The organism is Candidatus Competibacteraceae bacterium, assembly GCA_016713505.1.
Taxonomy (GTDB): Bacteria; Pseudomonadota; Gammaproteobacteria; order Competibacterales; family Competibacteraceae; genus Competibacter_A.
On record JADJPA010000001.1, the window covers coordinates 1,834,477 to 1,858,138 of the forward strand.

Sequence of the window (23,662 nt, forward strand, 5' to 3'; positions counted from 1 at the left end):
CATAAGATAATGATCTATCAATAAATTTTAGATTGGCATTGCTTTTGCTCCACTTCCACCACCTCGTGCTGAGGTCACCCATTCATTTCATCACCCGCAAGGGAACCATGTACCCGCCAACGGTTGAAATTTGAGCGGCGGCTGTTCGAGCGCCTCACGACCCACTCGGACGCCCGCGCCAGCCCCAAACCGTTCGATCACCGCTCACCGACTTGGAGAAACGATGTGATGACCGCCCTTTTGAATGCTCTGACCGCCGAACAGGAACAGATCAAAACCTGGCGGCACGCCCTGCACCGCCAGCCCGAAACCGCGTTCGAGGAACGCCATACCGCCGGTTACATTGCAAAATTACTACGCGCCTGGGGCTATGAGGTCGCTGAGGGCGTCGGCAAGACCGGCGTGGTGGCCCGTCTTAAAGCGGGCGATGGCAAGAACTCCATCGGCTTGCGCGCCGACATCGACGCGCTGCCGGTACCGGAAATGTCGGAAAGTGAGTACAAGAGCACCGTCGAGGGCAAATCGCACGCCTGCGGTCACGACGGCCACAGCGCCATGCTCTTGGGAGCGGCCCAATATCTGGCCAAGACCCGCAATTTCAACGGCACCGTGAACCTGATCTTCCAACCCGCCGAGGAGATCATGGGCGGCGCGCCCGCCATGATTAATGATGGCCTGTTCGAGCGGTTCCCGATGGAGGCCGTGTTCGGGATGCATAACATGCCCGGCCTCGAACTGGGTAAGATTTATTTCACCCCCGGCCCGGTGATGGCGGCGGTGGATAACTGGGAAATCACTCTCACCGGCGTGGGCAGTCACGGCTCCATGCCGGAAAAGAGCGTCGATCCGGTGGTGGCGGGCGCGGCGCTGGTGATGTCGCTGCAAACCATCGTCTCGCGCAACGTCGCGCCCAAGGATTCGGCGGTGGTCAGCGTCGGCGCGTTTCTGGCGGGCGACGCCGGCAACGTGATCCCGCAAACCGCCATTCTGCGTTTGAGCACCCGCACCAGCGCGCCGGAAACCCGCAAGATGGTGCTGGCCAAGATCAAAGCCATCACCGCCGCCACCGCTGAAGCCTACGGCGTTAGCCATGAAATCAAGGAAGGCCCGCCGGGCGCGGTGCTGGTCAACGATCCCGAGCAGACGGCGGTATGCACCGAAATCGCCCAAAAGCTGCTGGGCGAGGATCGAGTGATCACCCAAGGCCCCACCTTTATGGGCAGCGAGGATTTTGCCTTTTACGCGCAGCGGAAACCGAGCGCTTACTGTTTCATCGGCAACGGCGACACGCCGATGGTACATCATCCCATGTACCGCTTCGACGACCGCAATTTGCCGATTGGCGCGGCCTACTGGGTGGCCGTGGCCGAGCACTATCTGCAATAGCGGCGGCCCGGTTTAATCCCTGGTGACCCGTCACAGCCCCCAGCGAGAACCCGCTCATGTACGCCGTCCGCCGCTGGTCAGTGCGTCACGCCAAAGGGCTGGAGCGGCTCTATCGCGGGTTCGAGCGGACCATGATCGCGCTCGATCCGCTGTGGCGGCGCATCGGCTACGCCCGCCTGGAAAAACCGGTGGCGGCGGTCGAGCGGGCGGTCAAGGGCTTGCTGTTCGATTGCCAGATGTGCGGATGCTGCGTGCTGAGCTCGACCGGCCTGTCCTGTCCGATGAATTGCCCGAAGAATTTGCGCAACGGGCCGTGCGGCGGCGTGCGATCCGACGGGCGCTGCGAGGTCAAGCAGGAGATGGTATGCGTGTGGGTCGAGGCCTTCAACGGCAGCGCCCGGATGCGCGATGGCCTCGCTCGCTTGCGGACGGTGCAAGCGCCGGTGGATTGGCGCTTGCGGGGACGCTCGGCCTGGCTCGCCCAGGCGCGGGAACGGGCGAAGGCCGCCGAATGACGCTGAACTTCGATGACATCCCGGACGATCCCAGCTTGCCGATGCCGATTCTGCCGGGCCACGTCTCGGCGGGCCGGTTGGAGCGGGTGTTGCGGGCGGGCGCGTTCGCGGTCACCAGCGAGATGGACCCTCCCGATTCGGCCGACCCGGAAGAAGTGTTTGCCCGCGCTCGCATCTTCGACGGTTACGTGGACGCCATCAACGCCACCGACGGTGCCGGCGGCCACTGCCACATGTCGAGCGTGGCGGTGTCGGCCTTGCTAATTCGGGCCGGTTACGCGCCGATCATGCAGATCGCCTGCCGCGACAAGAACCGGATCGCGATTCAGGGCGACATTCTCGGCGGCGCGGCGATGGGGGTGTGCAACATGCTGTGCCTGACCGGCGACGGCGTGCAGGCGGGCGACCATCCCCAGGCCAAGCCGGTGTTCGATTTGGATTGCATGTCGCTGTTGGAAATCGCCCGGCTGTTGCGCGACGAGCATCGCTTTCAAAGCGGCCGCAAGATCGCTTCGCCGCCACGGGTGTTTTTCGGCGCGGTCGAAAATCCGCTAACGCCGCCGCGCGAGTGGCGGCCGCGGCGGCTGGCCAAGAAAGTCGCGGCGGGGGCGGAGTTCATCCAGACCCAATATTGCTTTGAAATTCCCCCACTCAGGGAATTCATGAAAAAAACGGAAGATCTCGGGCTGCTCGATAAGGTGTTCATCCTGATCGGCGTCGGCCCGCTGCGCTCGGCCAAATCCGCCGAATGGCTGCGCTCGCACGTGCCGGGCGTTTATATCCCGGACGCCGTGATCAGACGGCTGGCTGGGGCTGCAAACCAGCAGGCCGAAGGGCGGAAACTGTGCGCGGAATTGATGCAGGAAATTCGTGAAATCAAGGGCGTTAGCGGCGTCCATGTGATGGCCTACTACCAGCAGGAAGCGGTGGCCGACGTGATCGAACGCTCCGGCGTGCTGCAAGGGCGAGTGCCCTGGCATCCGGGCATTAGGAACAATAACCAACTATGCTCGTAGGGCCTTTCGCGAAAGGCCAAACCGAAACCTCACCCATCAGGAGAAGAAGCTCATGAGTCAGATCAAGTTCACCGAAACCCACGAATGGCTGCGCCTTGAAGACGACGGCACCGGCGTGATCGGCATCACCGACTACGCCCAAAACGCGCTGGGCGATTTGGTGTTCGTCGGCCTGCCCGAGGTCGGCGCGGAACTGGCGCAAGGCGGCGAAGGGGCCACCATCGAATCGGTCAAGGCCGCCGGCGAAATTCACATGCCGGCGGGCGGCACGGTGATCGAAACTAACGCCGCGCTCGCCGACGACCCCGCCCAGGCCAACAGCGACCCGCTCGGCGCGGGCTGGTTCCTCAAGATCAAGATCGCCGATCCGGCGCAATTGGATGCCCTGATGGACCAGGCGGCCTACGACAAGTTCGTAGCCAGTCTCGATTGACGGTTCGCTGCTCCATCACAATTCGAAGAGGTGGTCGTGAATACTCCAACTACCGCACCCCGGCGCACCTTGTCCGAGCTGGACAACCGCGGAGAATTCATTTCCCGGCACATCGGGCCGAGCGCCGCCGAGCAAGCCAAGATGCTCGCCACGCTGGGTTTTGACTCGATGGATGCCTTTATCGACAAGGTGGTGCCCGCCGGCATTCGGTCCGGCACGCCGCTGGCGCTCGATCCGGCTCGCGGCGAAGCGCGGGTATTGGCCGAACTACGGCGCATGGCCGCCCATAACAAGGTGTTCCGGTCGTTCCTGGGCATGGGTTATTCCGATACCCACACCCCGACGGTCATTTTGCGCAACGTGCTGGAAAATCCGGCGTGGTACACGGCCTATACCCCGTATCAACCGGAAATCTCACAAGGACGACTCGAAGCCCTGCTGAACTTCCAGACCATGATCATGGATCTCACCGGCATGGAAATCGCCAACGCCTCGCTGCTGGACGAGGCAACCGCCGCCGCCGAGGCGATGACCTTCTGCCGGCGACTGTCGAAAGCCAAGAGCAAGACGTTTTTCGTATCCGCCGAATGCCATCCCCAAACCATCGACGTGGTGCGCACCCGCGCCGCGCCGCTCGGCCTGGAGGTGGTGGTCGGCGGCCATCAGAGCGATCTCGACGCGCTGGACTGCTTCGGGGTGTTGCTGCAATACCCGGCCAGCTCCGGCGCGATTCACGACTATGCCGACACCATCGCCAAGGCTCACGGCAAGGGCGCGCTGGCGGTGGTCGCCGCCGATTTGCTGGCTCTGACCCTGCTAAAGCCGCCGGCTGAATTCGGGGCCGATGTGGTCATCGGCTCGGCGCAGCGCTTCGGCATCCCGTTCGGCTACGGTGGGCCGCACGCCGCCTTCTTCGCCACCAGCGACCGCTACAAGCGCGACATGCCGGGACGGTTGGTGGGTGTTTCCATCGACAGCAAAGGCAACAAGGCCCTGCGCCTGGCGATGCAGACCCGCGAGCAGCACATCCGGCGCGAGAAAGCCACCAGCAACATCTGCACCGCGCAGGCGCTGCTGGCGATCATGGCCGGCCTGTACGCGGCTTATCACGGTCCCAAGGGCCTGACCGCCATCGCCGAACGGGTGCATGGGCTGACCGTGACCCTGGCCGAAGGACTCCTGAAACTCGGCCACGAACTGGCGACCCCGGCTTTTTTCGACACCATCACCGTCAAGACCGGCGGGCAGACCGCCGCCATTCACGCCGCCGCGCGCGACCGTCGGCTGAACCTGCGCGCCGCCGGCGGTGACGCCATCGGCATCGCGCTGGACGAGACCACCACCCGCGCTGACGTGGAAGTCCTGTGGGCGGCCTTCGCCAAGGCGGGCGCGGCCCCGCCGGATTTCGCCGCGCTGGAGCCATCCGCCGCTGGCCGCATTCCGACGGCTCTGGCTCGCACCTCCGAGTTCCTGACCCATCCGGTGTTCAACACCTATCACTCGGAAACCGAGATGCTGCGTTACCTGCGCTTCCTCGCCGACCGCGATCTGGCGCTGGACCGCTGCATGATCCCGCTCGGCTCGTGCACGATGAAGCTGAACGCCACCACGGAAATGATTCCGATCACCTGGCCGGAGTTCGCCAACCTGCACCCGCTGGCTCCGCTCGATCAGGCCCAGGGCTATGCGGAACTGTTCGCGGAACTGGAGAAGATGCTGGTGGCCTGCACCGGTTATGACGCCGTGTCGCTCCAGCCCAACGCCGGTTCGCAAGGAGAATACGCCGGCATGATGGCGATTCGCGCCTATCACGCCAGCCGGGGCGAAGGCGGGCGCAACGTCTGCCTGATTCCGTCCTCGGCCCACGGCACCAACCCGGCGACCGCGCAGATGGCCGGAATGCAGGTGGTGGTCGTGGCTTGCGATCAAAACGGCAACGTCGATCTGAACGATCTGAAGGCCAAGGCCGAGAAGCATTCCGCCAATCTGGCCGCCATCATGATCACCTACCCGTCCACTCACGGCGTGTTCGAGGAAGCGATCCGCGAGATCTGCGCGGTGATCCATTCCCACGGCGGCCAAGTCTATCTCGACGGGGCCAACATGAATGCGATGGTGGGGCTGTGTCAGCCAGGGAAATTCGGCGGAGACGTATCCCACCTCAACCTGCACAAGACCTTCTGCATCCCACACGGCGGCGGCGGCCCCGGTGTCGGCCCCATCGGGGTCAAGGCGCACTTGGCGCCGTTCCTGCCGGGCCATCACCTTTGGGCGGAAAAACCCTCCGGCGCGGTGGCGGCGGCGCCTTGGGGCAGCGCCAGCATCCTACCGATCAGTTGGGCCTACATCGCGCTGATGGGCCGCGAAGGTCTCAAGCAGGCCACCGAAGCGGCTATCCTCAACGCCAACTACATGGCCCACCGCCTCGCGCCGCACTATCCGATCCTTTACACCGGCGCCAACGGCCGGGTGGCGCACGAGTGCATCATCGACCTGCGCCCGATCAAGGATCGTACCGGCGTCACCGTCGACGACGTGGCCAAGCGGTTGATCGACTTCGGCTTCCACGCCCCCACCATGTCGTTCCCGGTGCCGGGCACGCTGATGATCGAGCCGACCGAGAGCGAACCGAGGTCGGAACTCGACCGCTTCTGCGACGCCATGATCCACATTCGCGAGGAAATTCACGCCATCGAATCGGGCCATATGCCGGCCGCCGACAACCCGCTGAAGAACGCGCCGCACACGGCGCTGGATCTGGCCGGCGAATGGGGTCATCCCTACAGCCGCGAACAGGCGGCATTCCCGGTCGACAGCCTGCGCACCGTCAAGTATTTCCCGCCGGTGGGTCGGGTCGACAACGTCTACGGCGACCGCCATCTGGTGTGCGCGTGCGTGCCGGTGTCGGACTACGAAGACCAGAGCGATTATGCGGGCGCCTGACGCCACTCACTGAGGAGCCGAATCATGATGACCTCCATCGTCCTGACCGTGATCGGTCAGGATAAACCGGGATTGGTGAGCGCGATCTCGCAAAAGATCACCGCGGGCGGCGGCAACTGGCTGGACTCGCGCATGGCGAGCCTGGGCGGCAAGTTCGCCGGCCTGCTGCTGGTCAGCGTGCCGCAGGCGAAGGCCGAGGCCTTGATCGCCTCGTTGCAGGGGCTGGAACAACAGGGCCTGCGGCTGGTGATCGAACAGGGAAGCAGCGGGGCGGCGGCGGGCGGGCGCACCCTCAAGCTGGAACTGACCGGCCTCGACCGGCCCGGCATCGTGCGCGATATCTCCGACACCCTGGCGCGGCAGAAGGTCAACATCGAGGAGATGGAGACCGCTTTTTTCAGCGGCTCATTCTCGGGTGAGGACATGTTTGAGCTGCGCGCCACTCTGCGCATCCCCGCGGGACTGACCGACGCCGTACTGCGTCAGGCGATCGAGAATCTGGCCAACAACCTGATGGTCGATATCAGCCTCGCCTCAGCGGCCTGACGCGAAAACCACCGAATCGAGAGGACTTGCGATGTTTGGCAACGACATGAAAATCCAAGGTTTTGACGACGAACTTTTCGCCGCCATCGAAGCCGAGAAACAGCGGCAAGAAGATCACATCGAACTGATCGCTTCCGAAAATTACGCGAGCCCGCGGGTGCTGGAAGCGCAAGGCTCGGCGCTCACCAACAAATACGCCGAAGGCTACCCCGGCAAGCGTTACTACGGCGGCTGCGAGCATGTCGATGTCGCCGAGCAGTTGGCCATCGACCGCGCCAAGCAGTTGTTCGGGGCTGATTACGCCAACGTCCAGCCGCATTCCGGCTCGCAGGCCAACGGCGCGGTCTACATGGCCCTGCTCCAGCCGCACGAAACCGTGCTCGGCATGAGCCTGGCCCACGGCGGCCATCTGACCCACGGCGCCAAGGTCAATTTCTCCGGCAAGACCTACAACGCGGTGCAGTACGGCATCAAGCCCGACACCGGCGAAGTCGACTACGAGGAAGTCGAAGCGCTGGCGCTGGAGCACCGGCCTAAGATGATCGTCGCCGGATTTTCGGCCTATTCGCTGATTCTCGACTGGGCGCGCTTCCGCGCCATCGCCGATAAGGTTGGGGCTTATTTCTTCGTCGATATGGCGCATGTGGCGGGCCTGGTCGCGGCGGGTCTCTATCCCAACCCGGTGCCGATCGCCGATGTGGTGACTACCACCACCCACAAGACCTTGCGCGGGCCGCGCGGCGGTTTGATTCTGGCGCGGTCCAACCCCGATCTGGAGAAGAAGTTTAATTCGATGGTCTTTCCCGGTATCCAAGGCGGCCCGCTGATGCACGTGATCGCCGCCAAGGCGGTGGCCTTGAAGGAGGCCCTGCAACCGGAGTTCAAGACCTACCAGCAGCAGGTGATCAAGAACGCCAAGGCGATGGCGGCGGTGTTCCAAAAACGCGGCTACCAGGTGGTTTCCAACGGTACCGAGGATCATTTGTTCCTGCTCAGTCTCATCGACAAGGGCCTGACCGGTAAGGCCGCCGACGCGGCGCTGGGGTCAGCGGGCATCACCGTCAACAAGAACTCGGTGCCCAACGACCCGCAATCGCCGTTCGTGACCAGCGGCATCCGCATCGGCACCCCGGCCGCGACCACCCGCGGCTTCAAGGAAGCCGAGGTGGAGTCTGTCGCCAATTGGATCTGCGACATCCTCGATGACATCAAGAACCCAGAGGTGATCGCGCGGGTCAAGGCGCAAACCGCCGAGCTGTGCGCCCGTTTCCCGGTCTACGGAACGTAACGGACGCAGGTTCTACCGGCGCGGTGCTTTCAGGCCCCGGACCTAATACGTCCGACAAAAAAACAGAACGAATCATATTGGCGCCCTCGGGCCGTGGGTAGCCGATATGAAAACGGGAGCTAACTCCGTTAGATTCCCATGCCCCGCCACCACCAGGCCGAGGGCTTTCGCTCATTTCGCCAAAGAGGAAACAGCCGCCATGACCACCGTCACGGAACTGTTGGACGAAGAACAGCAACACGAGAAAAAGGAGCTGCGCCGCGGGCTGGAAAACCGCCACATTCAGTTGATCGCACTCGGTGGCGCCATCGGCGTCGGCTTGTTTCTCGGTTCGGCCAGGGCGATTTCAAAAGCGGGGCCGGCTCTGGTGGTGACCTATGCCCTCGCTGGCCTGGCCGTTTTTTTCATCATGCGCGCTTTGGGAGAGCTGTTGCTTCACCGACCGGTCGCCGGCTCTTTCGCCGTCTACGCGGAGGAATACGTCAGTCCGTGGGCGGGATTCGTGACCGGCTGGACCTACTGGTTCACTTGGGTGGCGACCGGCATGGCGGAACTCACCGCCATCGGCGTCTATTTTCACTACTGGTTCCCCGACATTCCCCAATGGGTTCCCGCGCTGGTCGCCCTGGGGTGAAATCTCCCGATCAGGAAGCAATTCGGGCTTAACGAGCACTGCGGAGGCTCCCATGGCGCTGAGCGTTTTCGATCTGTTCAAAATCGGCATCGGGCCGTCTAGCTCGCACACGGTCGGCCCGATGCGGGCCGCCTTGGAATTCGCCGTCGGCCTCAAGGAGGCCGGCCTGCTGGAACGGGTTCATGCGGTCAAGGCCGACCTCTATGGCTCGCTCGGCGCGACCGGCAAGGGGCACGGCTCCGACAAAGCCGTGCTGCTGGGCCTCGAAGGCGACGCGCCGGATACGGTGGATACCGAAGCGGTGGACAGCCGGCTGAAAGCGATGCGCGACGCCCGTTGCCTCAAGCTGCTGGGCGCGCATGAAATCGAGTTCCGGGAAAAGGAACACCTGATCATGCACCGGCGCGAGTCGCTGCCGTTCCACCCCAACGGGATGCGCTTCACCGCGTTTGACGCCGGTGGCGGCGTGCTGAGTAACAAGGTCTATTACTCGGTGGGCGGTGGTTTCGTGGTCAACGAAGCAGCGGCCGGGGCCGACCGCATCGTGGAAGACCAAACGCCCCTGGCCTATCCCTTCAAGACCAGCGCCGACCTGATGCGGCGGTGCGAGGAAAGTCAGATTTCCATCAGCCAACTGATGTTGGAGAACGAACAGAGCTGGCGGCCGGAAGCCGAGACGCGGGCGGGTTTGCAGAAAATCTGGAACGTGATGCAGGAGTGCGTGCGCGCCGGCATCAGCAAGCAGGGCATCATGCCGGGCGGCCTCAAGGTGCGCCGCCGGGCCGCCGACCTGTACCGTGCGCTGGTGAACCGGCCAGAGGCCAGCCTGCGCGATCCGCTGACGGTCATGGATTGGGTCAACCTGTACGCGCTGGCGGTGAACGAACAAAACGCCACCGGCGGACGAGTGGTTACGGCCCCGACCAACGGCGCGGCTGGCATCGTTCCAGCGGTATTGCACTACTACTCCCGCTTCGTGTGGAACGCCAGCGACGACGGCGTGGAGCGTTTCCTGCTCACCGCCGCCGCCATCGGCATCCTGTACAAGGAAAACGCCTCGATTTCCGGCGCGGAGGTCGGCTGTCAGGGCGAGGTCGGCGTGGCCTGCTCGATGGCGGCCGGGGCACTGGCGGAAGTGCTCGGTGGCACCGTGCAGCAGGTCGAGAACGCCGCCGAAATCGGCATGGAGCACAACCTCGGCCTTACTTGCGATCCGGTCGGCGGGCTGGTGCAGGTGCCGTGCATCGAGCGCAACGCGATGGCCTCGATCAAGGCGATCAACGCCGCCCGCATGGCGCTGCGCGGCGACGGCAAGCATTTCGTGTCGCTGGATAAGGTCATCAAGACCATGCGCGAGACCGGCGCGGACATGAAGACCAAATACAAGGAAACCGCTCGCGGCGGACTGGCCGTCAACATCATCGAGTGCTAACGCACCGCGAACCCGAACTCTCCACTACTTGGAACCCTGCCATGAGCACGAACGAAACCCTTTCCCGCACGCCGCTGTACGACCTGCACGTCGAACTCGGCGCCAAGATCGTTCCTTTCGCCGGTTACGAAATGCCGGTGCAATACCCCTCTGGGATCATCAAGGAACACAATCACACCCGCAATCAGGCCGGTCTGTTCGACGTCTCCCACATGGGCCAAGTCCGTCTATCCGGCGCAAACGCAGCGGCGGCGCTGGAGACGTTGGTTCCCGTCGACATCATCGAACTCCCGGCCGGCAACCAGCGCTATGCCCTGTTCACCAACGAGCAAGGCGGCATTCTGGACGATCTCATGGTCGCCAACAGCGGCGATTCGCTGTTCGTGGTGGTCAACGCCGCCTGCAAAAAGCAGGACATCGCCCACATGAAGGCGCATTTGTCCGACCGCTGCAACGTAGAGGAGCTGGCCGACCGCGCGCTGCTGGCCATTCAGGGTCCGGCGGCGGGCGCGGTGATGGCGCGGCTCGCGCCGGACACCGCCAAGATGATTTTCATGGATCACGGTCAAGTCAAGCTGGTCGGTGTCCCGTGTTACATCAGCCGTTCCGGCTACACCGGCGAAGATGGCTTCGAGATTTCCGTACCCGCCGACAAGGCGATGGAGCTGGCCCGCCTGCTGTTGGCGCAACCGGAAGTCGCCCCGATTGGGCTGGGCGCGCGGGACTCGCTGCGGCTGGAAGCCGGGCTGTGCCTGTACGGCCACGATATCGACACCACCACCACCCCGGTCGAAGGCAGCCTGCTGTGGGCGCTGTCCAAGCCGCGCCGCCGCGACGGCACCCGGCCCGGCGGCTATCCCGGCGCCGATGTCATTCTGGGTCAGATCGCCGGCGGCGTCGCGCGCAAGCGCGTCGGCCTGTTGCCCAAGGGCAAAATGCCAGTCCGGGATGGCGCTGAATTAGTGGACGGTAGCGGCCGTAAGGTCGGCCTAGTCACCAGCGGCGGCTTCGGTCCGACCTTGGGCGGCCCGCTCGCGATGGGCTATGTCGAAACCTCGCTGGCGAAGATCGGCACCGCGCTCAACGCCGTGGTGCGCGACAAACCGGTGCCGGTCGAAGTCGCCAAAACACCGTTCGTCCCGCAGCGTTACCACCGGGGTTGATGGATAAGACCTTCATGTTACACCGACGCTCGGGCGGCCGGCCCAGGTCTTGGGGTCGGTCGCCGATGAGGATGTTACCGCCATGCCCGCCGCTCCCAGCAGCACATTCATTCTGACGCTGGATTGCCCGAGCGCGCCGGGACAGATTGCCGCTGTCTCGGCCTGTTTGGACGGTCTGGGTTGTTACATCGAAGAGCTGGCCGTGTTCGACGACGAGACCAGCAACCGCTTTTTCGTGCGCTGCGTCTATCACAGCCCCGCTGACCCGTCCGCGTCGCTGGCGCGAATGCGGCAGGAATTTGCGCCGGTCGCCGGCCGCTTCGCGATGCGCTGGGCGATCCATGCGGTCGCCGCGCGCCCGCGCGTGCTGCTCATGGTTTCCAAATTCGACCATTGCCTGAACGATCTGTTATATCGCTGGCACATTGGCGAACTGAAGATGGAGGTCACGGCCATCGTGTCGAACCATCCCGATCTGAAGCCCATCGCCGACGCTCACCGCCTGCCCTATCACCATCTGCCGGTGACCCCGGACACCAAGGCCGCCCAAGAGCAACAGCTGCTGGAGATCGTGTCCCGCACCGCAACCGAATTGGTGGTTCTCGCGCGGTACATGCAGGTGCTTTCGGCCGAGCTGTGCGAGCAACTGGCCGGTCGCGCCATCAACATTCACCATTCCTTCCTGCCCGGTTTCAAAGGCGCCAAACCCTACCATCAAGCCCACGAGCGCGGCGTCAAGCTGATCGGAGCCACCGCCCATTTCGTGACCTCGGACTTGGACGAAGGCCCGATCATCGAGCAAGTGGTCGAGCGGGTCGATCATGCCTGCCGCCCCGAGCAACTGGCGGCCACCGGTCGGGATATGGAGTGCGCGGCCTTGGCGCGAGCGGTCAAATACTACGTCGAGCGCCGGCTGTTCCTCAACGGAAGGAGAACGGTGGTATTCCGCTGAATCAAGCCCCGGCGCCGGCGGGGCCGTTCGGGTTGATCGTTCATAATATGAATAAGGAGAATAGCTTATGTCGAATAACGCCGCGCTAAATTCCGAAGGGTACCGGTGTCCGGGCAGTGTTCTCTTGGGCATGTGCATCGGCGTATCCTTGTATTGGCTGTTCGCCATGTCGATGGGCGCACTGCTGCCGAGCATCGCCGCGACCATGGGCGTGCCGTCCACCGATCCAAACCTGGGTTTGGCCTCCAGCATGGCGGGGTTGGTGGCGGGCATCTGCATCGTACCGGCGGGTGGGCTGGCGGATCGTTACGGGCGCGTGCTGCTGACGCGCATCGGCTTGGGCATCGGACTGATCGGCATGTTGCTGGCCGGCTTGGCTCCCAACATGCCGATGCTGATTGCGGGCCGATTTTTTCAGGGCCTCGCCTCGTCCATCATCATGCCCGCCACCCTGGCGCTGGTCAGGGTTTACTACAACGACGCCGACCGCCCACGCGCCATCAGCCTCTGGTCGATGTCGACCTTCGGCGCGGCCAGCGTCTCCAGCCTGTTCGGCGGGCTGGTCGCCACCTATATCGGCTGGCGCTGGGCTTTCCTGCTGGCCGTGCCCTGTATCTTCATCGCCTTTTGGCTGCTGCGCGGGGCGCCGGAACGGAAAGCGGCCAGCAACCCGAACGAGCGGTTCGATACCCTGGGCTTCGCGGCGCTGATCGTCGGCTTCCTGGCCCTCAATCTATTCATTTCCAAAGGTAATGCTTGGGGATGGGCCAATCCGACCACCATCGGTGCGCTCGCCCTCTTTATAGCAGCGATGGCGGTGTTCGTTCCCAACGAGCTGCGGCATCAATCGCCCATCGCGGATCTGCGCATGTTCAAGAGCAAGATCTTCACCGGTGCGGTGGTGGCCAACCTGTTCATCAACTCGCTGATCGGCATTCTGTTCGTGATTCAAACCTACCTTCAAAAAGGGCGCGGTCTGACGCCGATGGAAGCGGCGCTGCTGACCTTGGGTTACGCCGTGACCGTGGTCACCATGATCCGGGTGGGCGAAAAGATCAGCCTGCGCACCGGGCCGCGCCTGCCGATGGTGTTGGGGGCGCTCTGCTTCTTGGTCATGGTGCTCCTGCTGTCCATGACCTCCATCACCGACAATACGCTCTACTTCATCTTGGTCTTCGCCGGCTTGGCCGCCCAAGGCGTCGGCCTCGGCATGTTCGCCACGCCGGCGACCGGCGCGGCGATCAACACGGCGCCTCCGGACAAGGCCGGTGTGGCCGGCGGCATCTTCAAGATGGCCAGTTCGATCGGCGGCGCGTTCGGCATCGCTATCCATCTGGCCATCTACGGAGCCGTGGCGGCGAGCACGCAAGGCAACTTGCACGCGGCCGCCATGTACAGCATCGGCTCCGGCGTCGTCGCAACGCTGCTGGCGGCCCTGGTCGCTTTTGTGTTGATCCCCGCCAAGAAATAGGCCATCCGCATTTTGTATTTCCGTCTTGACAGAACGCTCAGCGCCTCCCCAATCTTCGCGGAGAGGCGTTTTTTTTGATCCGGCGCTTACAATTCCCGCAGCGCCCGCCACGGCGGCTGGCTCAGCGCCGAGCGCGCCCCGAACAAACCCGCCAAACCCACGCCCAGCACGCCGGCGACCGCGCCCAACAGCCAGACCCACGGATTCCAGCGATAGGGAAAGTCGAAGACCTGCACGGCGAGCACGAAGCTCAACACGGTCGCGGCGGCGGCGGCCAACACCCCAGCCAACAGTCCCAGCGTCGCAAACTCCGCCAGCAGGCTCTCCCGCACCACCGCCTGACGCGCGCCCAAGGTGCGCAGCACGGCGCTCTCGAACCGCCGCTCGTCCTGGGTGGCTTGAATCGCTGCGTACAACACCACCAAGCCCGCCGCCAGGGTAAACAAAAATATGTATTCGACAGCGGCGATCACCCGATCCATGATCTCGCGGACCTTACCCATCAGGGCGTCCACGTCGATCACCGTCACCGAAGGATAGCGGCGGACCAACTCCGCCAGCAGCGGTTTCTGGTCCTTAGGCAAATGAAAGCTGGTGATCCAGGTCGCCGGATAGGCATCCAGCACGCCGGGCGGGAACAGCACGAAGAAATTCACCCGGAACGAATCCCACTCGACGCGGCGCAGGCTCCCCACTTTGGCGTCCAAACTCTGTCCGGCCACTTGAAATCGCAAGGTGTCCCCCAGCGTGATGCCCAGAGTCTGCGCCAAACCCTGCTCCACCGAGGCAAGGCCCTGACCGTGCTCCGCGCCAGTCCACCAGCGACCGGCCATGATGCGGTTATCCGCCTGCAAGCGTTCGGCCCAGGACAGATTGAATTCCCGTTCCACCAACCCCTTGGCGCGCGGGTTGTCGTAATCGTCCGGCCCCACCGCGCGACCGTTGATGGCGTTCAGGCGACCGCGCACCATCGGAAACAGCTCAACGCCATTCAAACCGTGTTCGTGCAGAAAATCCCCGACCGCCGCGACCTCGCCGGGCTGAATGTTGACCAAAAAATGATTGGGCGCATCGGCCGGCAAGCTGGAGCGCCAACTGGCCAGCAAATCGGTGCGCACCAGGGTCAGCACCAACAACGCCATCAAGCCCAAACCCAGCGCCACCACCTGCGCTGCGCTGCCGGGACCGCGCCGGGCGATGTTGGCCAAGCCGAACCGCCACGCCACCCCGACCCGACCGCGCAACAGAGTCAGCGCCTTCACCAAGCCCCAAGCCGCCAGCGACAGCACGATGACCGTTCCCGCCACCCCGGCGCAGACATATAACGCCAGCCGCCATTCACCCGCCTGCCAGACCAGCAACGCGGCGCTCGCCAGCACGGCGGGACCGTACAACGCCAGCAAGCGCGGATCGACCGGGCCGAGATCGCGCCGCAGCACCCGCAGCGGCGGCACCTCCCGCAGCCGCAGCAACGGCGGCAAGCCGAACCCGAGCAAGGTCACAAAGCCCGTCAGCAAGGCCGGCAGCAGCGGCCGCCAAGAAGGGGGCGGCAATTCGGTCCGGCTGATCAGTTGGCCGAGCACCCCGCTCAGCCCATATTGCGCGATATAGCCGACCACCAAACCCGCTGCGCCGGCCGCCGCCGCCAACAGCAGCAATTCGAGCACGAACAGCCGAGTGACTAAAGGCTGGGTCGCGCCGACGCAACGCAGAATGGCGACGCTATCCCAATGGCGGGCGGCGAAGCGCCGGGCGGCGATAGCCACGCCGACTCCGGCCAAAATGACGCTGACCAACGCCGCCAGATTCAGAAAGCGTTGCGCCCGTTCCAAGGCGACCCGCAACTCAGCGCGGGCATCTCGCACGCCTTGCAGTTTCTCGCCCGTTTTCAATACGGGATCAGCCCAGCTTCTAAAAGCCTGCAAGGCCGCCGGCGCCCCGGCCAGCAACAGCCGGTATTCAACCCGACTGCCGCGCTGAATCAAGCCGGTCGAGGGGATATCGGCCAGATTCATCAGCAAGCGCGGGGCGAGGCTGAACAGATCGCCGGCCCGATCCGGCTCGTAGGCCAGCACCTGTCCGATCCGAAAGCGGCGGGAGCCGAGGTTGACCGAGCCGCCGACCTGCAAGCCGAGGGTTTGCAACAAACGCTCATCCAGCCAAACCTGACCGGGTTCGGGAATAGTCGTCACGGTGCGGGCGAGCCCGAACGGCTGGTCGCTGACTTGTAACGCGCCGCGCAGCGGATAGCCGGGGCCGACCGCCTTGACCTCGGCCAACTGGGTGAGATCGCCAGAAACGACCACGCTGCGGAAATTGAGAATGTCGGCAACCGACAAGCCCCGCTGGCGCGCCGTTTCCGCCAGCGTCGGCTGCAAGGGGTTCGAGGACGATACCGCAAGATCGGCGCCCAGCAGTTCGCTGGCTTTGTGCTCCATCGCTTGCCGGATGCGGTCGGCGAAGAAACCGACGGCGGCAACGCTAGCCACCGCGATCAACAGCGCGGCCGCCAGCACCCGCAATTCACCCGCCCGCCAGTCGCGGCGCAGCGCCCGCAAAGCCATTCGCAGCAGCGTCGGCCATTGCGGAGACGCTGTGGCGGCCAAATTCCTTTCGGTAACCATGCGCTAGCGACCTCCCGCCTTATGGCTTTCACCCCGCAGCCGCCCGTCGTCCAATTCCAGAATCCGGTCACAATAGGCCGCCAGTTCGGGGTCGTGCGTGACCAGGATCAAGGTCGCACCCTGTTCGCGGTTGAGCGAAAACAGCAGATCGATGATGCGCTGGCCGGTCTTTTGGTCGAGGTTGCCGGTCGGCTCATCGGCAAACAGCACGTCGGGATCGCCGGCGAAGGCGCGAGCGATGGCCACCCGCTGTTGCTCGCCGCCGGATAATTGCGTGGGATAATGGCGGGCGCGGGCCTTGAGTCCGACCCGATCCAGCACATCCAACGCCACTCGGCGGGCCTCGGTCTGGCCGGCCAACTCCAGTGGCAGCATCACATTTTCCAACGCGGTCAACCCGACCAGCAGCTGAAACGACTGAAACACGAAGCCGACCCGCCGCGCCCGCAACAGGGCGCGGCCGTCTTCATCCAGGCCACCGAGATCGACCCCGGCCAGCCACACCCGCCCGCCGCTGGGGGTATCCAGCCCCGCCAGCAAGCTGAGCAAGGTCGATTTGCCGGAGCCGGACGCTCCGACCACCGCCACGCTCTCACCGCGCTGAATCGTAAAGTGGATGTCATCCAGGATGACCAGCGGGCCTTCCGGGCTGATGACTTGCTTGCGCAAGCTTTCGACCCGCACCATACAGTCCGTTTGATTGTCTGATTGCGGCGCGGCGGTTACGCTAACGCCGCTGCCCGCTGTTTGGTCACTATCCACCCGCATGGCTCCATTCTCCCATGATCGAACCCAATAACCTGAAAGCGTTCCTCAAGATGGCGTTCTGGCTGAGCGTTCTGCTCTGCGCTGCTCCGGCTCGCGCCGAGCCCCCGGTGCTGCTGGTGCTGGGCGACAGCGTGAGCGCTGGCTATGGCATCCCCATCGAGCGCGGCTGGGTGAGCTTGCTGCAACGCCGGTTGGCGGAACGCGGCTACCCGCAGCGAGTCGTCAACGCCAGCATCAGCGGCGACACCACCAGCGGCGGCCTGAGCCGGTTGCCAGCGGCGCTGCAACGCGAACGCCCGGCCATCGTCATTCTGGAATTGGGCGCCAACGACGGGCTGCGCGGCCAATCGCCCGCGACCATCAGCGAAAATCTGGCCCGGCTGATCGAACTGTCCCAGAAAGCGGGCGCGCGCGTGCTGCTGGCCGAAATGCGGATTCCGCCGAATTATGGCCCTTCCTACACCCAAAAGTTTCAGGCGATGTTCGGCGATCTGGCCCAACGCTACTCTATCGCCTTGATTCCCTTCCTGCTCGATGGCGTGGCGGGCGATCCGACCTTGACGCAAGACGATGGGATACACCCGCGCGCCGAGGCGCAGCAGCGGATTCTGGATAACGTCTGGCCGACGCTGGAACAGGCGTTGCGATGATGCCGCCCTTTCGCAAATCCCGCGACTCTCAGGATGAAGTCAAACGCTCGATCAATTCGGCCTGTTGCGGATACTGCTGGAGCAGCATCTGTCGATCCGCCAATTCAAAATCGGCGAAGTCGAAACCGGGCGCCACGGTGCAACCCACCAGGCTAAAACCGTTGGGATCGTCGACCGTGGCCCCGAACCAACAACCGGCGTGCGTCACATGGTACAGATGCTGGCCGGCGCTCGGGTTAGCGCCCAAGCGCCAAGCCACATACTGATTGCCGCGATCCAGCATGTGCACGGTCAGCGGCGAACCCAAATAAAAATGCCAGAGCTCATCGGATTTCAAGCGGTGCAATCGAGAATGCTGCTCGCCTTTTAACAGGTAGTAAATGGCGGTCACCACCGGCCGCGCTCCGTCGTGATCGGGCAGCACATCGGCTGGAATATGCCACGCGGCGGTATAAATACGTCGGAAATAGCCCCCTTCGGGATGCGGTTCGAGCCGTAAATGGGCGATCCAGTCGTCGGCGTTCATGCCCCACGGTCCCCGCAAATCGGACACGCCGGATCGCGTCGTACTTTCATCGTCCGCCACTCCATGCGAGCGCCGTCCAGCAGCAGCAGCCGGCCGTCGAGCGGTTCGCCAAGACCGGTTAACACCTTGATCGCTTCCAGCGCCTGGATACTCCCAATGATCCCGACTATCGGAGCCAACACACCGGTCTGAGCGCAGGTTTCAAGATTCAAGTCGGCGTCGCGATACAGGCAGCGATAACAGGCCCCTTCCCCTCCTGGCCGCCAGACCAGCACTTGCCCGTCCAAGCGGATCGCCGCCCCCGACACCAACGGCGTACCCGCGCGAACACACGCGGCGTTGAGCGCCAGCCGAGTCGGCAGATTGTCGCTGGCGTCCACCACCACAGCGGCGCCCTCGACATGTTGCGCCAGCTCAGCTTCATCCAGCGCCTTCGCCGCCGCTATGACTTCGACCAGCGGATTGAGTGCCAACACCGTATCGCGGGCGGATTCTACTTTAGGGCGGCCAAGGTCCGCCGTGCGGTGGATGATCTGCCGTTGCAGATTGGACAGATCAACCTTATCGAAATCGACCAGCGTCAAGCGTCCTATCCCGGCCGCCGCCAGATACATCGCCGCCGCCGAACCCAGCCCGCCCAAGCCGACGATCAAGGCGCGGGCCTGCCGCAGCCGTTGTTGGCCTTCGATATCGAACTCCGGCAGCAGAATCTGCCGGCTGTAACGCAACAACTCATCGTCCGTCATGCAGTGGCCTCGCGCTGGGGTCGCTAAAGGCTGATTGTAGCCAGCTAACAGTTGAATCGCCCTCGCCGGCAAGCTGATAAACTTCAGTCCACTATGCTGACCCTACGCCAACTTTCCTTGCAACGCGGCGGCAAGCCGCTGTTTGATAACACATCGCTAACCGTCTATCCCGGCTGGAAGGTCGGCTTGATCGGAGCCAACGGCTCCGGCAAGTCTAGCCTGTTCGCGCTGCTGCTCGATGAATTGCATCAAGATTCCGGCGATCTCGACCGGCCGCCGCGCTGGGTCGTCGCCCATGTCGCCCAGGAAACGCCGGCCTTAACGGTTCCCGCGCTGGAGTACGTGCTGGACGGCGACGCCGAACTGCGCCGGATCGAGCGCGAGTTGCACGCCGCCGAAGCCGCCCACGACGGCGCGCGACAAGCGGACTGTCACGCCCGCTTTGAGGCCATCGACGGCTACAGCGCCCGCGCCCGCGCCGGCAAGTTGATGAACGGTCTCGGTTTCGCCCCCGACCGACTGGAACGGCCGGCCGCCGAATTTTCCGGCGGTTGGCGGGTGCGGCTGAATCTGGCGCGGGCGCTGATGTGCCGCTCGGATTTATTGCTGCTGGACGAGCCGACCAACCACCTCGATCTCGACGCCGTGTTATGGCTGGAACAGTGGTTGCGCGCGTATCCGGGCACGCTGCTAATAATTTCCCACGACCGCGATGTATTGGACAACGTGGTCGATCGCATCGCCCATATCGACCAATGCCGGATCACCCTCTACGCTGGCAACTATGCGGCCTTCGAGGAGCAACGCGCGGCCCGGCTGGCCTTGCAGCAAGCCGCTTATGAAAAGCAGCAACGCGAAATCGCCCACCTGGAAAGCTTCATCACCCGCTTTCGCGCCAAGGCCACCAAGGCTCGCCAAGCGCAAAGCCGGATCAAAGCCTTGGAGCGGATGGAGCGCATCGCCGCCGCCCATGTCGATTCGCCGTTTGAGTTCCAGTTCGCCGAGCCGGGACGGTTGCCGAATCCGCTGCTGGCGGTTGAAAAAGTAGCCGCTGGCTACGGCGAGCGGCGGGTGTTGGAACAGGTCAAGCTCACCCTTCACCCCGGCACCCGCCTGGGTTTGCTAGGGCCGAACGGCGCGGGCAAATCGACGTTGATTAAGCTGTTGGCCGGCGTGCTGCCGCCGCTATCCGGGCGGATCGAAACCGGTCAAGGCTTGGCTATCGGTTATTTCGCCCAACACCAATTGGAGCAACTGCGGCCCGATTGGAGCGCGCTACGGCATTTGCAACAATTGGGCGACCGCGCCACCGAACAGCAGTTGCGCGATTTCATCGGCGGTTTCGGCTTTAACGGCGACCGGGCCTTGGAACCGGTCGCGCCCTTTTCCGGCGGCGAGAAGGCACGGCTGGCGCTGGCCTTGCTGGTTTGGCAGCGGCCGAACTTGCTGCTGTTGGACGAGCCGACCAACCACCTCGATCTAGACATGCGCCACGCGCTGACCCTGGCGTTGCAGGATTATCAAGGCGCGTTGATCGTGGTTTCGCACGACCGCCATTTGTTGCGCACCGTCACCGATGAGTTTTTGCTGGTGGCGGACGGTCGGGCGCAACCCTTCGACGGCGATTTGGACGACTATCGCGATTGGATCAACGAACGGCAGCGGACAGCCAGCCGGGAAGCGGAGTCACGGACCACCGGCAACAGCAACAGCGCACTCGAACGGCGCGAGCAGAAACGGCAAGACGCCGAGCGCCGCCAGCAACAGGCGATCAAGCGCAAGCCGCTGGAGCAGCGAATTAAAAAGCTGGAACAGCAGCTGGAGACGCTGCACGCCGAACAGAGCCGCTTGCACGACGATTTGTTGGAGCCAGCGCTGTACGAGGACGCCAACAAGACCCCGTTGAAAGCGCTATTGCTGCGCAAGGCGCAAGCGGACAAAGCGCTGGAAGAAATCGAAAGCGACTGGCTGGAAGCGCAAGAAGCGTTGGAGGCGCTGGCGCGCTTGGAATGAACGCCCTCAGCCGTTGCGATTTCACGCGACGGGATTTTCTGTATTACAATTTGTAATCAGCAACTGAGGGCGATCCATGAGCACCCGAACTGTCCGGCTTGACGGGGAAGCCGAAAAAACCTTGGAACGGCTGCGAAATTTAACCGGCCTGTCCATTTCTGAAGTGCTAAAGGAGGGTTTGAGCATCTATGAAAAGCACGCTCTGCAACAGGCAAACCGCACTCCTTATTCAATTTACCGCGAACTCGATTTGGGCGAAGGCGGTTATGCCGTCGCGCCCGCCCGCGCGGCCAAATCCGCGATTGGCGACATTATTCGCCGGAAACACAAGCGGTGATCTTGGTCGATACCGGGCCGCTGGTCGCCCTGTTTGACCCCGCTGACCGCGATCATTTGCGTTGCGCGCAACGGCTTTCTCGCATCGAAGAACCCCTTTGCACCACGGTTCCGGTGCTTACCGAAGCTTTTCATCTGCTCGATCCTCGCAGCATCGGCTCGCAACGGTTGATGGATTTTGTCGCCGCTCACGGCCTTATGGTTTGGTATTTGGACGATGCCGCGCTGGTGCGGGCCTTTGAATTGATGGTTCGCTACGCCGATCATCCCATGGACCTGGCCGATGCTTCACTCGTTGTCCTCGCCGAGACCTTAAAACTACGCAAAATCTTGACCATCGACCGGAATAATTTTTCAACGTATCGAATCCGACAAGGCCACCGACACGTTTCTTTCGAGATACTGTCCTAATGGCGAAGAAAACAGTTCACTGCTTACGATAGCTTTATCAAAGAGGGGTATATGCGCACCAATATCGTTCTCAATGACGATCTGGTCAACGAAGTCATGCGTTTGGCGAACGTGAAAACCAAGCGGGAAGCGGTGGATATTGTGGATATCGCTTTACGGCGGTTTATAGCCAGTCAGAAGCAGCGACGCATTCTCGAACTGGTGGGTCAGGATTTACTTGACCCGACCTAAGATCACAAAGCGGCCCGCGCCGGTGATGATCCTCGTTGACACCTCAGTGTGGATCGGCCTGTTGCGAAATGCTGAGAGCCCGGCGATTCAAATATTGAAATCGGAAGTCTTGCAGCTCTTTTTAACAGAACCAGACTTGTAGCGGCGGCTTGTAAAACGTCGCCCCGATTCTCCGCTATTCTTTGACGTACTGGCCCAAGAAAGCGCAACGCAACCGCTAAATGATGGACTGGAACCGCCTGCTCTCCCGCGTCCGACTGGGCCTGTCGCGCCAGCATCCCGACAACGAAGCGCGCACCGACTTTCAGCGCGATTTCGACCGGATCGTTTTTTCCTCGGCCTTCCGGCGCTTGCAAGACAAAACCCAAGTCTTTCCGCTCTCGCAAAGCGATTACGTCCGCACCCGCCTGACTCACAGCCTGGAAGTCTCCAGCGTCGGGCGGTCGCTGGGTACGATGGTCGGCGACAGCGTGATCAAACGCCACAAGCCGCAAGGCGTCTACCCGCAGGATTTCGGCGCGGTGGTGGCCGCCGCCTCGCTGGCGCACGACATCGGCAACCCCCCGTTCGGCCACGCCGGCGAAGACGCCATCCGGCTCTGGTTCGCCACGTCCAAGACCGGCCAAACCGTTTTGGAGCAGTTGAGCGAAGCGCAACAACAGGATTTTCTGCGCTTCGAAGGCAACGCCCAGGGCTTTCGGATCATCACTCGACTGCAAAGCCCCGACAATCCCGGCGGAATGCAACTGACCTGCGCCACGCTCGGCGCCTTTACCAAATACCCGCGCGCCGCCACGTTGCCAACCGCAGCGCCGTCGGACATTGCCTTCAAGAAATTCGGTTTTTATCAAGATGATGGCGACTTATTCGCGGAAGTGGCCGGGCAACTGGGGCTGGAGCCGGTGCAACCCGGTGCGTGGAGCCGTCACCCGCTCGCTTATCTACTCGAAGCGGCTGACGATATTTGTTATCGGATCATCGACGTGGAAGACGCCTTCCGGCTGCAACAACTACGGTATGAGGAAGTGAGCGATCTGCTGTTGCAGCTGACCGGCGATCCAGATCGCGCCCGCCGCAAAATGGACCATATCACCCGGCCCAAGGAACGCATCGAATATCTGCGCGCCAAGACCATCGGCGCGATCATCGATCAGGTTCACCACTGCTTCATGGAAAATGAGGACAGGATTCTGGCCGGGACGTTGACTGAGGAGCTGCTGGACATTATTCCCGCCGCCGAGGCCATGCACGCCCTGAAGGACTGCGGCGAGAATCAAGTGTATGTATCGAAGCCGGTGATCGAAGTGGAAGCGGCCGGTTTTGAAGTGCTGGGCGGGCTGTTGGAAGCGTTCGTCACCACCGTCAACGACATCGCCGCTAAAGGCCCCAATGCCTCACCCAAAAGCCGAATGCTGATTTACTTGATCCCGGAGCAATTCGCGGGGCCGGGCCGGCAGCCCGCCGCCGATCTCTACCGGCGCGTGCTGGCCATCACCGATTTCGTGTCCGGCATGACCGACTCCTACGCGGTGGCCTTGTTCAAGAAACTGACCGGTATTTCCTTACCGAACGGCTGAA

At 63.1% G+C, this 23,662-nt stretch carries 21 protein-coding genes and 1 pseudogene; 18 read left to right on the top strand and 4 right to left on the bottom strand.

Annotation, left to right across the window (positions count from 1 at the left end):
* Positions 1-228: 228 nt before the first annotated feature.
* The 12 genes and pseudogenes from IPK09_08305 (at position 229) to IPK09_08360 (ending at position 13,779) form a co-directional block, all read left to right on the top strand.
* Positions 229-1,386 carry an amidohydrolase gene (locus IPK09_08305; GenBank protein MBK7983619.1) on the top strand — a complete coding sequence of 386 codons (1,158 nt, stop codon included), beginning with the start codon at positions 229-231 and terminating at the stop codon, positions 1,384-1,386.
* A gap of 56 nt (positions 1,387-1,442) precedes the next feature.
* Positions 1,443-1,901 carry a methylenetetrahydrofolate reductase C-terminal domain-containing protein gene (locus IPK09_08310; GenBank protein ID MBK7983620.1) on the top strand — a complete coding sequence of 153 codons (459 nt, stop codon included), beginning with the start codon at positions 1,443-1,445 and terminating at the stop codon, positions 1,899-1,901.
* Positions 1,898-2,917 carry a methylenetetrahydrofolate reductase gene (locus tag IPK09_08315; protein MBK7983621.1) on the top strand — a complete coding sequence of 340 codons (1,020 nt, stop codon included), beginning with the start codon at positions 1,898-1,900 and terminating at the stop codon, positions 2,915-2,917. The genes IPK09_08310 and IPK09_08315 overlap by 4 nt, the downstream gene beginning before the upstream one ends.
* A 52-nt stretch (positions 2,918-2,969) precedes the next feature.
* Complete coding sequence (gcvH, locus tag IPK09_08320; GenBank protein ID MBK7983622.1) at positions 2,970-3,350, top strand: glycine cleavage system protein GcvH; 381 nt, start codon at positions 2,970-2,972, stop codon at positions 3,348-3,350.
* A gap of 69 nt (positions 3,351-3,419) precedes the next feature.
* Positions 3,420-6,293 (top strand): aminomethyl-transferring glycine dehydrogenase, encoded by a 2,874-nt coding sequence (gene gcvP, locus IPK09_08325; GenBank protein ID MBK7983623.1) that lies wholly within the window; start codon positions 3,420-3,422, stop codon positions 6,291-6,293.
* Positions 6,294-6,317: 24 nt separating this feature from the next.
* Positions 6,318-6,839: a glycine cleavage system protein R gene (locus tag IPK09_08330; protein MBK7983624.1), complete on the top strand. Its 522-nt coding sequence runs from the start codon at positions 6,318-6,320 to the stop codon at positions 6,837-6,839.
* 31 nt (positions 6,840-6,870) lie between these two features.
* Positions 6,871-8,127, top strand: a complete 1,257-nt coding sequence (locus tag IPK09_08335; protein ID MBK7983625.1) for a serine hydroxymethyltransferase — start codon at positions 6,871-6,873, stop codon at positions 8,125-8,127.
* A 199-nt stretch (positions 8,128-8,326) separates the two neighbouring features.
* Positions 8,327-8,755: pseudogene (locus IPK09_08340) on the top strand (amino acid permease).
* 58 nt (positions 8,756-8,813) lie between these two features.
* Positions 8,814-10,193 carry an L-serine ammonia-lyase gene (locus tag IPK09_08345; protein MBK7983626.1) on the top strand — a complete coding sequence of 460 codons (1,380 nt, stop codon included), beginning with the start codon at positions 8,814-8,816 and terminating at the stop codon, positions 10,191-10,193.
* 41 nt (positions 10,194-10,234) lie between these two features.
* Positions 10,235-11,356 (top strand): glycine cleavage system aminomethyltransferase GcvT, encoded by a 1,122-nt coding sequence (gene gcvT / locus IPK09_08350; GenBank protein MBK7983627.1) that lies wholly within the window; start codon positions 10,235-10,237, stop codon positions 11,354-11,356.
* Positions 11,357-11,438: 82 nt separating this feature from the next.
* Entirely contained in the window at positions 11,439-12,308 is an 870-nt protein-coding gene (gene purU / locus IPK09_08355) for a formyltetrahydrofolate deformylase (protein MBK7983628.1), read from the top strand.
* A 67-nt stretch (positions 12,309-12,375) separates the two neighbouring features.
* Positions 12,376-13,779 (top strand): MFS transporter, encoded by a 1,404-nt coding sequence (locus IPK09_08360; GenBank protein MBK7983629.1) that lies wholly within the window; start codon positions 12,376-12,378, stop codon positions 13,777-13,779.
* 86 nt (positions 13,780-13,865) lie between these two features.
* On the opposite strand, the gene IPK09_08365 is transcribed toward IPK09_08360, so the two are convergent.
* Positions 13,866-16,403 carry an FtsX-like permease family protein gene (locus IPK09_08365; protein MBK7983630.1) on the bottom strand — a complete coding sequence of 846 codons (2,538 nt, stop codon included), beginning with the start codon at positions 16,401-16,403 and terminating at the stop codon, positions 13,866-13,868.
* A gap of 3 nt (positions 16,404-16,406) precedes the next feature.
* Positions 16,407-17,090 carry an ABC transporter ATP-binding protein gene (locus tag IPK09_08370; GenBank protein MBK7983631.1) on the bottom strand — a complete coding sequence of 228 codons (684 nt, stop codon included), beginning with the start codon at positions 17,088-17,090 and terminating at the stop codon, positions 16,407-16,409.
* Between the two features lie 131 nt (positions 17,091-17,221).
* Here IPK09_08370 and IPK09_08375 point away from each other — a divergent pair, with 131 nt between their 5' ends.
* Positions 17,222-17,821, top strand: coding sequence for an arylesterase (locus IPK09_08375; GenBank protein ID MBK7983632.1), 600 nt, complete (start codon positions 17,222-17,224; stop codon positions 17,819-17,821).
* 28 nt (positions 17,822-17,849) lie between these two features.
* Here IPK09_08375 and IPK09_08380 read toward each other — a convergent pair whose 3' ends face one another.
* Both IPK09_08380 and moeB read right to left on the bottom strand, forming a co-directional pair.
* On the bottom strand, positions 17,850-18,347 hold the full coding sequence (locus tag IPK09_08380; GenBank protein MBK7983633.1) for a cupin domain-containing protein: 498 nt from the start codon (positions 18,345-18,347) through the stop codon (positions 17,850-17,852).
* Positions 18,344-19,093 carry a molybdopterin-synthase adenylyltransferase MoeB gene (moeB, locus tag IPK09_08385; protein ID MBK7983634.1) on the bottom strand — a complete coding sequence of 250 codons (750 nt, stop codon included), beginning with the start codon at positions 19,091-19,093 and terminating at the stop codon, positions 18,344-18,346. The genes IPK09_08380 and moeB overlap by 4 nt, the downstream gene beginning before the upstream one ends.
* Positions 19,094-19,186: 93 nt before the next feature.
* On the opposite strand from moeB, the gene IPK09_08390 reads away from it, so the two are divergent.
* The 5 genes from IPK09_08390 to IPK09_08410 all read left to right on the top strand — a co-directional run bounded on the left by IPK09_08390 (position 19,187) and on the right by IPK09_08410 (position 23,661).
* The gene (locus IPK09_08390; protein MBK7983635.1) at positions 19,187-21,106 is read left to right on the top strand and encodes an ATP-binding cassette domain-containing protein; all 1,920 of its coding nucleotides are present in this window, start codon (positions 19,187-19,189) and stop codon (positions 21,104-21,106) included.
* Between the two features lie 76 nt (positions 21,107-21,182).
* Entirely contained in the window at positions 21,183-21,443 is a 261-nt protein-coding gene (locus tag IPK09_08395) for a hypothetical protein (protein ID MBK7983636.1), read from the top strand.
* Entirely contained in the window at positions 21,440-21,853 is a 414-nt protein-coding gene (locus IPK09_08400; protein MBK7983637.1) for a PIN domain-containing protein, read from the top strand. Before IPK09_08395 ends, IPK09_08400 begins: the two co-directional genes overlap by 4 nt.
* Before the next feature lie 51 nt (positions 21,854-21,904).
* The gene (locus IPK09_08405; GenBank protein ID MBK7983638.1) at positions 21,905-22,084 is read left to right on the top strand and encodes a type II toxin-antitoxin system VapB family antitoxin; all 180 of its coding nucleotides are present in this window, start codon (positions 21,905-21,907) and stop codon (positions 22,082-22,084) included.
* A gap of 224 nt (positions 22,085-22,308) precedes the next feature.
* Positions 22,309-23,661, top strand: a complete 1,353-nt coding sequence (locus tag IPK09_08410) for a deoxyguanosinetriphosphate triphosphohydrolase (GenBank protein ID MBK7983639.1) — start codon at positions 22,309-22,311, stop codon at positions 23,659-23,661.
* The last annotated feature ends 1 nt before the right edge of the window (position 23,662 follow it).